Source organism: Telluria sp. LT2P80 (assembly GCF_059685955.1).
On sequence record NZ_JCASIO010000003.1, the window covers coordinates 1 to 13366 of the forward strand.

7 protein-coding genes are annotated in these 13366 nt (G+C 63.5%); 2 read left to right on the top strand and 5 right to left on the bottom strand.

What is annotated here, in order from left to right; genetic code table 11:
• Nucleotides 1-490 precede the first annotated feature (490 nt).
• Nucleotides 491-3370, top strand: a complete 2880-nt coding sequence (locus tag AC56LW_RS09335) for a PAS domain-containing protein (RefSeq protein WP_499633711.1) — start codon at nt 491-493, stop codon at nt 3368-3370.
• Here the strand turns inward: AC56LW_RS09335 and AC56LW_RS09340 are convergent.
• The 5 genes from AC56LW_RS09340 to AC56LW_RS09360 form a co-directional block, all read right to left on the bottom strand.
• Nucleotides 3367-4932 carry a GH39 family glycosyl hydrolase gene (locus AC56LW_RS09340; protein ID WP_499633713.1) on the bottom strand — a complete coding sequence of 522 codons (1566 nt, stop codon included), beginning with the start codon at nt 4930-4932 and terminating at the stop codon, nt 3367-3369. The genes AC56LW_RS09335 and AC56LW_RS09340 overlap by 4 nt on opposite strands.
• Nucleotides 4929-5333 (bottom strand): helix-turn-helix domain-containing protein, encoded by a 405-nt coding sequence (locus tag AC56LW_RS09345; RefSeq protein WP_499633721.1) that lies wholly within the window; start codon nt 5331-5333, stop codon nt 4929-4931. The genes AC56LW_RS09340 and AC56LW_RS09345 overlap by 4 nt, the downstream gene beginning before the upstream one ends.
• A 41-nt stretch (nt 5334-5374) precedes the next feature.
• Nucleotides 5375-7579, bottom strand: coding sequence for a beta-glucosidase family protein (locus tag AC56LW_RS09350; RefSeq protein ID WP_499633723.1), 2205 nt, complete (start codon nt 7577-7579; stop codon nt 5375-5377).
• Between the two features lie 58 nt (nt 7580-7637).
• On the bottom strand, nt 7638-9317 hold the full coding sequence (locus tag AC56LW_RS09355; RefSeq protein WP_499633725.1) for a sodium:solute symporter family transporter: 1680 nt from the start codon (nt 9315-9317) through the stop codon (nt 7638-7640).
• 89 nt (nt 9318-9406) lie between these two features.
• Nucleotides 9407-12403, bottom strand: a complete 2997-nt coding sequence (locus AC56LW_RS09360) for a TonB-dependent receptor (protein WP_499633726.1) — start codon at nt 12401-12403, stop codon at nt 9407-9409.
• A 497-nt stretch (nt 12404-12900) separates the two neighbouring features.
• Here AC56LW_RS09360 and AC56LW_RS09365 point away from each other — a divergent pair, with 497 nt between their 5' ends.
• Nucleotides 12901-13329 (top strand): hypothetical protein, encoded by a 429-nt coding sequence (locus AC56LW_RS09365; protein ID WP_499633728.1) that lies wholly within the window; start codon nt 12901-12903, stop codon nt 13327-13329.
• Nucleotides 13330-13366 lie beyond the last annotated feature (37 nt).

Here is a 13366-nt window from a genome sequence, read left to right on the forward strand (position 1 = left end):
CGGCGCCGTTACGCACAAACTAGCGCATCTGATTTACGGCGTTATCCGAACAGGCAAGCCATTCGACGCAAATTTCTTATCGAATCGGCTTGTAATTCAAGACGGTATCTGACCCCGCTGGTGCTGTTAAGCTCGTGTCCGAATGTCAGACCTGACCCCGCTGGTGCTGTTAAGCTCGTGTCCGAATGTCAGACCTGACCCCGCTGGTGCTGTTCTTTCCACACAGACCCCGTCACGGCGTCATTGGCCGCGGGATGGGATGGAACAAGACCGCGCACAGCGGTGCAAGCGTGCCGTCGCGGCCAGCGCAACATGCTAATATGACCACGTTTAATGGGATGTGGGTAGGCATGTGCGTCCCATCCTGTACCTCTTTACATGGTCGTGGAATGGCAAACGTCAAGGCTCTCGAATCGCAGTATGCAGTGGCTCCAGGTGTGGCGGGGCAGCCCGATGGGCGCGCCCGTTTGACGGTCCCGCTGTAACCGGGGTGGACACCGTCTTCCCCCAAGAGCGCCTGCTCCAGGTCCTCGACATCGTATCCGCCCTGGCTGGCCTCGACAGTATCGACGACGTGGTGCAGTTGTCGCTGGACCGCCTTTCCGGGATTCTGCCGCTCGACCCATCCGCGCTGTCCTTGATCGTTCACGGGCTGGTCCAGCCTGACCAGGACGCGCCATCTGCACAGCAGATCGAGCAGGCCCTGTGCGCCGGCGCTACCGCGCACACGCACGCATTCACGCCGCACGAGCGCGAACTGCTGCACCACGTCTGCGTCGCCATGGGCGCGGCCGTGGCACGCATTGGCCAGGCGCGCGCTGGCAACGCGTTGCGTGAACGAGTCGCAAAACTTGAACAGCGCTGCGCCCCGCGCGCCCTGGCGCCGGACCGAGCATGGGCCGTGAGCCTGGAGCCACTGTGCATCATCGATGCCAATGGCTATGTCGAGCTGGCCAACCCCGCGTGGCAGACGGTGCTGGGCTGGACCGAAGCCGAGATGTCCAGCCAGCCATTCACGGCGTTCGTGCACCGCGACGACCTCGCGGCGACGCAGGCGGCCTGGATCAAGGCGAGCGAGCGGGGGCAGGCGGTCGTGCGTTTCGAGAACCGCTACCGCACGAGTGGCGGGGTCTGGCGCTGGCTGTCATGGGTTGCCGTGCCGGAGGACGGCAAGGTGTACTGCGCCGCACGCGACGTCACCGACGAAAAGCAGCAGCGCGAAGCGTTGATACTGCGCACGCGCGAACGTGACGTGCTTGCGGCTGTGTTCCAGGCTACCAATCTGCTGTTGCAGGTGATCGATGCAGACTACCGCTTCCTGGCGATCAACCAGGCCAGCGTCGATGACTACTGGCGCCTGTTCAAGCGCCGTGTCGCGGTTGGCGATCGCCTGACCGACGTGCTGGCCGACCAGCCAGAGCAACTGCGGGCAGTTCTGGCGCTGTGGGACCGCGCGCTGGGCGGCGAGACCTTCTCGCTGCAGCAGACGTCCGGCCAGGCCGCACCCGAACAGCGCACCAGTGAAATGCGTTTCGAGATCTTGCGCGATCACGACGGCAAGCAAATCGGCGCCTTCATGACGGCACTGGACGTGACCGAGTGGCATGAGCAGCAGCAAGCGCTGGTCGAAACCCAGGAGGCGTTGCGGCAGTCCCAGAAACTCGAAGCGATCGGTCAGCTCACGGGTGGTGTGGCGCACGACTTCAACAACGTCCTGGCGGTGATCAAGTCGAGCATCGAGCTGCTGCGCCGGGTACAGCTTGGCGACGAGCGCCGCCAGCGCTTCATGGACTCGATTTCCAGCGCGGTCACGCGCGGCGCCCGCCTGACCGGTCAGCTGCTTGCCTTTGCACGCCGGCAGGCCCTGCAGCCGGCCGTGTTCGACGTCGGGAACAGCACGCGCGCGATCGGGGAAATGATCGGGAGCCTGACCGGCGTCGGGGTCGAGGTCGTGCTCGACTTGCCCGACCAGGCCTGTTTCGTCAATGCGGATCAGAGCCAGTTCGATACTGCGCTGGTCAATCTCGCCGTCAATGCGCGCGACGCGATGCAGTCGCGCGGAACGCTGTCGGTCAAGGTCGCGTCGGTCGAGGGCTTGCCGCAGCATGGCGTGCAGCCGGCAATCAGCGGCATGTTCGTGGCCGTGTCGTTGCACGACACCGGCGCTGGCATCGCGCCGGATAACCTGGACAAGATTTTCGAGCCGTTTTTTACGACCAAGGGCGTGGGCCACGGCACCGGCCTGGGGCTGTCACAGGTGTTCGGCTTTGCGCGCCAGTCGGGCGGCGATGTGCGGGTCGTGAGTACGCCAGGTGCAGGCACGACCTTCACGCTGTACCTGCCGTGTGCAGCGCAACCGCTTGCCGGCGGCAGCACACCGGGCGTCCAGCACGCGCTGCCCGGCGGCGGGGGACTGCGCATCCTGGCGGTCGAGGACAATCCCGAATTGCGCGCGATGGTCGAGAGCTCGCTGCATGAACTTGGCTACGCAACGACCATCGTGACCAGTGCGGAGCAGGCGCTGGCATTGCTGCGCGACGATCCGGATCCTTACGCGGCAGTGTTTTCCGATGTTGTCCTGCCGGGGATGACCGGGATCGACCTGGGGCGCGCACTGGCACGCCTGCAGATCGACATTCCCGTCGTGCTCACCAGTGGCTACAGCCATGTGCTGGCGCAGGAATCGGACCACGGATTCCTGCTGCTGCCCAAGCCTTACGCCCTGGACGATCTTGCGCGTCTTCTGCACGAGGCCGTGCTCCGGCGCGACCGCGCTGCAAGCGTTGCCAAGGTCAGTACGACGCATGCCATGACCCTCGTCGAAACCGTCTTTGGCCAGCCGCCGCGCGCGCCCGACGAAGGGGTCGAGCGCGTACGGCTGGCGGAGCTGGCGGCCCTGCACATCATGGATACCGAAGAAGAAGCGGCCTATGACGAGCTGACGCACCTGGCCAGCACGTTCTGCCAGACGCCGATCGCGCTGGTCTCGCTGATCGACGACAAGCGTCAATGGTTCAAGGCGCGCGTGGGACTGCAGGCCCGTGAAACACCGCGCGAACACGCGTTCTGCAGCCACGCGATCGAGCAACCGGAGCAGGTCATGCAGGTCGTGGATGCGACGCTCGATGCGCGCTTCGTCGGCAATCCCCTGGTGACGGGCGATCCCGGCATCCGTTTTTATGCCGGCGCGCCGCTGGTGACGTCAACCGGTCAGGCGCTGGGTACGCTGTGCGTGATCGATACCGAGCCGCGCAAGCTGACCGCCCATCAGCTCGACGCGCTGCGCCTGCTCGCTGCACGCGTCATCGAGCGTCTCGAGGCCCGGCGCGTCGAGTTGAGCCTGGGCGCGCCGCACGACAGCGAGCGCTAACGCGCCGCCTCAAGTTGCAGCAGGTAGACATCGTTCTCGCGCAGCGGCAACGCGGTGGCAAACACGCCATCGCGCCCGACCGTCACCGCTTGCTGCTTCGACGGCTTGCCGGTCGCCGTCGCCTTCAATGCCGCGACCTGCGGACGTGTCAGCTGCTTGGGCGAGCCCATGCCGATATACGCGGTGAATGCATCGTTCTGCTTGTAGCCCACCTGCGAGACCGTCATCGTGTAGGCACCGGGCTTCAGGCCGCGCATCGCCACCTTGACCTGGCCTTTCGACTTGGGCGGCAGGTCCTTGATGAAGTATTGCTGGTTGTTGATCCCCGCCGGCAGCGTGTGCGAGTAATCCCACAGCAGCACCTGGGCGTTACCCTTGTCGTCGAGCGTCGCCGTCGAATCCTGGTCGGCGTTCTTCAGTTCGCGATCGCCCAGCTGGTTGAGGAACTGGTAGGCAAAATAGGCTGGCTTCTTGATCCCCTGCGTGTTCATCAAACCGAACCCGCCGTGGAACGCTTCGAAGCGCGGACCGGCTTCTTCAAAAATGTCGGTAAACACCCAGTACGACATCGACTGCACGGCGCCAGTGCTCTGCTTGAGCTTTCTCAGGATGTAGGCCGGCTGGTGGTAGCTGTCGTGGGTCGGATCGGACGGCGTGTACGACGAGCTCCATTCGGTGTAGTGCAACTCGAGCTTCGGCATGCTGGAGGCCGCAATCTCCTTGCGGTTCTTGAGCACGTCGTGGGTCACGGCCATCGGGTCGGGGCTCAGGACCGTGCCGGTGGTGCCGAATTCGTCGAGGAAGCCCTGGTTCACGCCGTACGAGTGGGTGGAGACGAAATCGAGCGGGACCCCGTTCTTGCTGGCGTACCCGATCATCTCGGGAATCCAGGCCGCGCCGGCAGTGCCCGGGCCGCCCACGCGGTACGACGCGTCGACGCTCTTGACGGCGCGCGCGGCGTGCGCGTACAGCTTGAAGTACTCGTCCTGCGTGCCGGCCCAGAAGCCGTCCAGGTTCGGTTCGTTCCAGACTTCGAAGTACCAGCTCGCCACTTCGGCCTTGCCGTAGCGCTCGGTCCAGTGTGTGGTGAGCGCCTTGATCAGGCGTTCCCACTGGGCGTAGTCGCGCGGCGGCGTGACATTGCCGCGCCACCAGAAGATGGTCTTGGTGCCGCTGGCCATCGCGGACGGCATGAAGCCCAGTTCCACGAACGGTTTGATGCCGATGCTGAGCAGGTAGTCGAACAGCGCATCGACATACTGGAAGTTGTACTGCTCCTTGCCCTGCGCGTCGATGCGGAACACGGCCATGTCGTCGCTCAGCAGACCATGCATGCGGATGTAGCGAAAGCCGGTGTCCTTGCGCAGTTCGGCCAGCTGCTGCTGCCAGTCGGCGCGCAAGCCCTCATTGGCGCGGCCGGCGCCAACCGACAGGTTGAACATGCGATCGAGCTGGCCCTTGACCTGGGTGACGTCGACGTCGATGACACGTTGCTGCGCATGGACCACGGCTGGCAGGGCAAGCAGCGTCGCCAGCGTCATGGTGGTAATCGTGTGCTTCATGGGGTCTTTTCTCCGGATGTGGGCGAGGGGCAGATGGGCGTGCGATGCGCTTGCGCCCGAAATGCCTTCGGTGTGCAGCCATAATCGAGCTTGAACAGCTTGTTGAAGTACGAAACGTGGTTGTAGCCCACTGTGTAGGCGATGTCGGTGATGCTGGCCGAATCGCGTTCGGCCAGCAGGCGCGCTGCTTCGGTCAGGCGCAACCGGTTCAGGTAACCGGTGAACGTGCAACCCAGTTCGGCCTTGAGCACGTTGTTGACCTTGTTGCGGTTCACGCCGGCGCCATGCGCAACCGCGCCCAGCTCGAGCTCCGCATCCGCGAAACGGCTGGCGATCGCGTACAGGATCGCCGACCTCTCGCGGTCGCGCTGCGGGTCAAGCGAGTGCTGCTGGCAGGGCACGGGCGGTCAGTCTTTCAGTCGGTGGTCGTGCAGGACCGCAATCAGCGCGCCCCGGCGGCAAACTCGCGCGCCGGCAGGCGCACCGTCACCGTCGATACCGGCGCGTCGGCCGCTGTCGACAGGATCACGCGGTAGTCGCCGGCCGCGATCTTCCAGCGGTTGCTGGCGCCGTCGAACACGGCCAGCGTGCGCGGATCGATCGTGACTTCGCTGGTGCGGCTTGCGCCGGCGTCCAGTGCCAGCTTGTCCCAGCCACCGAGACGTTTCGGTGCTTCCCAGCCGGCGCCCACTTTCGACACGTACACCTGCGGCACTGCCTTGCCGGCGCGCGCGCCGCTGTTGGTCACGTTGAAGCGCACGCGGATGCTGCCGTTTGTCGCGTCGGCCTTCAGGTTCGTGTAGGTGAAGCTCGTGTACGACAAGCCGTGACCGAATGCGAACAGCGGCTTGTGGCCTTTCAGGTCGAACCACTTGTAGCCGACGGCGGCGCCCTCGATGTCGTAGTCGACGTCGAAGCGCGTGTCCTTCGGCAGGTCGATGCCATCGATCTTTGGTCGCGGCAGCTGGTTCTCGGCCAGCGGGAAGGTTTGCGGCAGGCGGCCCGACGCATCGACTTCGCCCGTCAGCACGCGCGCGATGGCTTCGGCGCCGTTCGTGCCCGGATACCAGGCCTCGACCACCCCGACCACATCGTTCACCCATGGCATGGTGACTGGCGTGCCCGTTTGCAGCACGACGACGGTGCGGGGATTGGCCTTGGCCACCGCTGCAATCAGTGCGTCCTGGTTGTTCGGCAGCGCCAGCGTCGGCACGTCGGCCGCTTCGGACGTCCACTGCGTCGCGAACACCAGCACCACGTCGGCACCCGCCGCGACTTTCGCGGCTGCGGCGGCATCCTTGCCATCGTGCCAGGTCATTTTGGCCTTGGTGCGCGCCGCCAGCGCCTTCATCGGCGAGCCTGGCAGGTAGACCATCGGGCCTGGCCAGGCGGCCGGGCCTTCGTTCGGCACGGCCATGCCGCCGCGCGGGTAGACCTGCGCCGAGCCGCCGCCCGACAGCACGCCCTTGTTGGCGTGCCCGCCGATGATGGCGATGCGCTGCACGTTCTTTGCCAGCGGCAGTACGTTGCCCGTGTTCTTGAGCAGGACGATCGCTTCTTCGGCATCAAGCTGCGAAATCTTGCCGTGCGCCGTGTAGTCGATCTCTTTGGCCTGGACCTTGACCGGATGATCCAGCGCGCCGTGCGCGCCCAGCGCCCACAGGATGCGGGCGACCATGTCGTCCAGACGGGCCTGCGGGACGTGGCCGTTTTCGACGGCTTCCTTCAGCGCGCCGTCGAAGTAGGGCGACTTGTCGAACGGGTAGCCCGACTGCTGGTCCAGACCCGCCAGCGCGGCCGGGATCGTCGAGTGGGCCGCGCCCCAGTCGGACATCACGTAACCCTTGTAGCCCCAGTCGCCCTTGAGCACCTTGTTCAGCAGATGGTCGTTCTCGCAGCCATACGGCCCGTTGATGCGGTTGTACGAGCACATGACCGAGCCCGGGTCACCCCGTTCGATGGCGATCTGGAATGCCAGCAGGTCGGACATGCGGCCCGCAGCATCGTTGATCTTGACATTCAGGTGGTTGCGGCCTGTCTCCTGGTCGTTGTACGCGTAGTGCTTGAGCGTCGAGACGACGTGGTTGGACTGCACGCCGCGAATCTGTTCGCCGGCCATGATCCCGGCCAGCAGCGGATCTTCGCCCGTGTACTCGAAGTTGCGGCCATTGCGCGGCTCGCGCGCCAGGTTCACGCTCCCGCCCAGCATCACGTTGAAGCCCGACAGGCGCGCTTCCTTGCCGATCATCGCGGCGCCCTCGAACGCCAGCTGCGGATTCCAGGTGGCGGCGGTGGCAATCCCCGCCGGCAGCGACGTGCGCTCGCGCGCGTCCTTGCCCGGCTGCGAGGCCACGCCGATGCCGGCGTCGGTCAGCCACTGCGGCGTGATGCCCAGGCGCTCGATGCCCTTGATGAAACCGGCCGACTGGGGCAACGCGCCCTCGGGCGCTTTCTGGCCCTTGAATTCGGTGCCGAAGTAGCCGAACACCATGCCGATTTTTTCATCGAGCGTCATCTGGGCCACCAGTTTGGCGGCGCGCTCTTGCGCGGCGTCCGGTGCGGTATTTGGCGCACCGTGCGCCGCACCAAAGGCGAGGGCGGCGGCGAGGGCGATGGCCGAGCGGCAGAAGGGCAAAGCTGGATGCATGTGTGTGTCTCCTAGTGTGTCTGTTTTTGTATTGGTACGTTGTTACCGCGGCGTGAGCCTACCACCACGCACTGTAGATCGCGATCAGCGCAATGCAGATGACGGTCGCGCCAAACGCGAACCCCGGCTGCACCTTGAACATCGACGCTTCGACTTCGACGCCCTTGCTCTGCTCGAGGCCGGCCTTTGGCCACAGCTTGCTGATGATGACCATGCCGATGATGACGACGACGAACACGATCGCCATCCGGTCGACGAAAGGAATCTCGTAGACGCCGGCGCTGTTCGGCACGGCGAAACCGATCGGCGCCAGGAACGACAGGTCCATCAGGCCGGGCAAAAACTTGAGGATGATCGAGCCGAGGAAGCCGCCGACCGTGGCAAACATCGCTGCGCTGGCCGTGGCCGGCCGCCAGAAGAAGCCCATCAGGAACATGGCCAGGATGCCGGGCGAGACGAAGCCCGTGTATTCCTGGATGTACTGGAAGCCGCCTTTCTTGTCGATGCCCATGAACGGCGCGATCAGCACCGCCAGCAACATGGCCACGACCACGGTCACGCGGCCGATCCAGACCATGCGCTGTTCGGAGATGCCCTGGTTGAAGGCTTTCTTGTGGATGTCGAAGGTGTAGATGGTGGCGATGCTGTTGGCCTTGCCGGCCAGCGAAGCGACCACCGCAGCCGTCAACGCGGCAAAGGCGATGCCTTTCAGGCCCGTCGGCAGCAGCGTGAGCAGCACCGGATAAGCGCGGTCCGGATTGACGTCCGCGCCCACGCCCATCGATGCGCCCAGCACGCCCTGCTGGTGCAGCACGAACGCCGCGATGCCCGGCAGGACGACGATCACCGGCATCAGCAGCTTGAGGCCGGCCGCGAACAGGATGCCCTTGCGGGCCGTGTGCAGGTCGGCGCCCAGTGCGCGCTGGATGATGTACTGGTTGCAGCCCCAGTAGTTCAGGTTCACGATCAGCATGCCGCCGATCAGGATCGACACGCCGGGCAGGTCAAGGTAGTTCGGGTTGTCGCGCGTGAGCACCATGTCGAAGTGATCGGGCGCCACGCCCAGCAGGTGGTTGAAGCCGGCCATCACGCCGCCGCCGCCATTGTTCTGCGCGACCAGGTCGAGTGCCAGCCAGGTCGTCACGAGGCCGCCGAGCACCAGGCACAGGACCTGGATCACGTCGGTGTAGCCAATGACCTTCATGCCACCCAGCGTGATGATGACGGCGAATACGGCCAGGAACACCATGCAGGTCCAGACATCAATGCCGGCGATGGCGCCGATGGCCAGCGCGCCCAGGTACAGGATCGAGGTCAGGTTGACGATCACGTACAGTGACAGCCAGAACAGCGCCATGACGGTGGCAACGGTGCTGCCGTAACGCTGTTCGAGAAACTGGGGCATCGTGTAGATGCGGTTACGGCGGTAGATCGGCATGAAGAAGACCGCCACCAGGATCAGCGTGAAGGCACCCATCAGCTCATAGACGGCGATTGCCATGCCCATCTTGAAGCCCGAGCCGCTCATGCCGATGAACTGCTCTGCCGAGATGTTCGACGCGATCATCGAGGCGCCGATGGCCCACCAGGTCAGCGAGCCTTCGGCCAGGAAGTAGTCATGCGAGGCCGATGCCGAGCGCTGCTTGCGCTTGTAGACCCAGAAGCCGTAGCCGGCCACGATGATGAAGTAGACAAAAAAGACGAACGTGTCCAGCGACGAGAAAGTCGAGCTTTGCATGGATCGGTTTTCCTGGAAAAGCAAAAAGCCCGCTGACCTGCCGCGCGGGGCGGCAGGTCAGCGGGCGTCGGGATTACATCGGCATCGACTTAGAACGACACGCCCAGACGCACGCTGTAGCGGGGACCGCTGACAAACCACGCACGGCCCTTGTCGCCGATGTGGTGCGTCATGATCTGCTTGTACTTCGCATCGGTCAGGTTGGTGCCCTGGAAGTCGAGGCGGAAGTTCTCGTTGAACTTGTAGCTGACGCCGCCATCGAGCTGACCGTAGTCGTCGGCCCAGATCGGCAAGCCCCAGGCAATCACGTTCTGGCCGAAGGTCGGGCTGTCCGGATTGGTGTCGACGCCGTTGGTGCCGTTGGTGCCGTTGTTGTTGTTACCCAGGAGGCTCTTCGAGCGCCAGCTGTAGGCCAGACGCGCCGACCATGGGCCCTTGTCGTACAGCAGCGCCAGGTTGTACGAGTTGCGCGACAGGTATTCCAGCGGCAGGTCGCCGAAGGTACGGCCATCGGTGTCGCAACCGTTCAGGTTCAGGTTCAGGTTGGCCGCGCCGCTCACGTTCGAGCAGTAGGTCGAGAACACCGGGCTGTACAGGTCGCGCTTGCTCTTGACGTGCGTGTAGTTCGCTTGCACGCCGAAGCCCGACAGCCAGCCTGGCAGCTTGTCGAAGTACTGCTGGTATGCCATCTCGATACCGCGCGCCGAACCGCGTGCGCCGTTGACGGGCGTCGCCACATTGAAATCGATTACACGGCCGGCCGAGTCGGTCAGCTGGTAGGACGAATTCTGCTTGACGATGATGTCCTTCAGGCGCTTGTCGAACACGGCGAAGGTCAGCGAACCGGCCTGGGCGAAGTACCACTCTGCAGTCAGGTCCATGTTGCGCGAGGTGACCGGGCGCAGCAGTGGATTGCCGACGGATTCGCCGGTATGGGCCACGGACGTCACATTGGTGACCTGGGCGGCGCCGGTGCCACTGGTCGTGCTCTGGACACTCTGGCCGAGGGTCGTGTACGCCTGCAACTGGCCGAAGTCAGGGCGTGACATGCCCTTGCCCAGTGCGAAGCGGAACTGCAGCTGGTCGCTCGCCTTCATGCGCAGGTTCAGACTCGGCAGCCAGTTGTGGTAGGTGTTCTCGTAATCCTGGCGACCGGCAAACGGCGCGATGGTCGGCACGGTCAGGCCCGTGGTGCCGCCTGGCGGGATGACGAAGGTCGAGTTGTACACGGTGTAGCCGAACGACTTGTTGTCGGTCTTCACGTAGCGCACGCCGATATTACCGTCGATCGGCATCTTCAGGTCATCAAACGCAAAGCGCATCTGCGTGTAGATTGCCTTGGTCTTCTCGGACTGCTCGTTGTCGCCCGATGGATTGGCTTCGCCGAAGGCGGCTGCTTTCCACGGATCGCAGCTGTTGCCGGCCTGCGCGCACAGGATGTCATGGTAACTGTGCAGCTGGGTGTAGGAGTCCGGGTAGCCGGCCGTCAGCGACTGCGCCGGGAACACGACGGCAGGGACGCTGGCGTCGCCATTGAAGAAGTTCTTGAACTGGTTGACCGTCGTCGGTGCATTGAAACGCGGATCGCTCAGCGTCGCCAGCTGGTTGATCTGCCATGGCATCATCCAGCGCTGCGAAATGGCCGACCAGTTGTAGTTCGGGTTCGAATTGATGGTCTTGGCATCGCGGTCGGTGAAGCGCACGCCGACGCGGATGTCGCGCAGGATCGGATGGTCGAAGTCGTACTTGACGTCGCCTTTCCATGCGGTCTGCTCGGTGATGCTGCGGTCGCGGTGTTCCTGGGTGAAGGCCCAGAAGTAGTTGTTCGGGTCGCTCAGACCGACGGTCTGGGCCGCATCGAACATCAGTTTCGGGTAGCTGCCGGTCAGGTCCAGGTTCTGCTGCTGCATGATCGTGCCCAGCGCCACGGTCGAGTCGAGCCCTTCCGACTTCGCCTTGACGTGCTGGACGTCCGACGTCAGCGTCCAGTTGGTCGCTGGCTTCCACTCGACGTTCCAGGCGACGTCGGTGGTCGACGAATCGCGGTTCGAGGTGCGGGTATCGTTGCCGAACTCGATGCCGTCATTGGTCGGGTTCGACAGGATGCCACTCATGAACGCACCGTTGGCGTCGTACACGCCGTTGGTCACGCGCAGATTGGTCGGATTGCCTTCGGCCGAGAACAGCGCGTTCTCGTCCCACTGCATCTTGTACTTCGATTTGAAGTAGGTCAGGTGGCTGCGCAGCGTGTTGTCCAGCTTCCACTGCAGCGCGGCGTAGGCGCCCTGGCGCTTGCGCTCGAAGTCCAGCGTGCGCCACTGCGCGCCTTTCGGAATCCATACTGTGCGGCCCGGCTCGGCATTGGCCACCGGGTAGTACGGCTCGACCTGGAAGGCGTCGGTGCGGGTGTTGCTCTCGGAATTGGCGTAGTTGACCAGCACGCCGAATTCGCCGATGCCGGTTTTCCAGCGGTTCGAATACATGAACGAGCCGGCCGGGTCCTTCTTCTTGTTCAGTTCGGTGTACGTGCCTTCGACGCTGCCCGAAATGCGCTGGCCCTTGATGTCGAACGGCAGTGCCGTGCGCAGGTTGACCAGGCCGGAGATGCCGCCTTCGATCTGCTCGGCGGACGGATTCTTGTAGACGTCGACGCCGGCCATCAGCTCTGGCGGGACGTCCTCGAAGCTCAGTGCGCGGCCGCCGTTGGACGAGAACGAGTCGCGGCCATTGAGTTCCGAGCGCACCCAGGTCAGGCCACGGATCGATACGCCCGAACCTTCGACCGAGAAGTGCTCCGGGTCGGAGCGCGACATGGTGCGGTCGATGGTGACGCCCGGGATGCGTTGCAGGACTTCGGTGATCGACTTGTCGGGCAGTTTGCCGATGTCGTCGGCGACGATCGAATCGACGACCTCGTCCGAATTCTTCTTGAGTTGCTGTGCGCTGTTGAGTGCGGCGCGCTGACCCGTGATGGTCACGACCTGTGCTTCGGCAGGGGCCGGGGCGGCTTCCTGGGCAAACGCTGCGGACAACCAGCACAGGTGTGCCACGCCCACGGCAATCGCCGATCGATTCAGATGCTTCATTCTGTTGTCTCCGTCTTTGTTGTGAAGAGCCCATCTGCCGGGACTCTCTGCTGGAAATACCTTGCTCGTCAGGGGCGTAGGGGCGGCGTCCATGCAAGCTGTAAAATAATATAACACTAAATGTTATGCGCAACCATTTTTTGTTAAGGCCTGTTGGTAAATACCATTTTTGCTACATAGCACTTGACGCGGTCGCGTCGTTTGATGTGAATAGGGTAGGGCGCCAGCCAGAAAATACACGCCTAGTGACACCGTGGATGACAGCGATTTGTGCTGTGAAAATCTGAAATTTGACGTGTGTCTGCAACGCGCGCGAAGGCAGGCTACACTAGCCTTGCCCTATGGTTGCGACCCGCCGGAAAGCGGGCACGAAACAGTCAGGAAGTCGATAAATCCGTCAATTTGGCGGCCAGACAGCCTTTACATGCGCCGTTGACGAAAAAATTTGTCATATAAGCGGGTCAAAACTCACGGAAAATCACCCTTTACGAACGGCTATGCGTAAAATACTTATTCAAGTAGTTCCGCATTTCCGCTATATTTTCAGTTGTGTCTCTAAGTCAATGGATATTGCAATGATCTATATCAAACAAACAGCGCTTACCCTGCGCAACGCAGCCATCGTGGCGACCGCCGTATTCGCCCTGGCCGCGTGCCAGAAGAAGGAAGCGACCGCGCCGGTGCAGACGCCTGATGTGGCTGGTCCGAATGGCGCTGCCATTGACCCGCACGCAGGCCTGAAATCCGAATCGGCCACCGCCCCTGCGGCAGTGGCTGAAACCGGTCCTGCCGAAGGCGGTACCGCGATCGGCGGCATGGTTGCCGGTCAGGATGCAGAATCGAACAAACCCCGCGACAGCGGTGCTTCAGAACCAACGGGTGGCGATGGCGCCACCACGCAGGCAGCGACGCCGCCGGCAAAATAATTGCCGGCGAGTCCAACGGCGCGCACACCGGCGCATG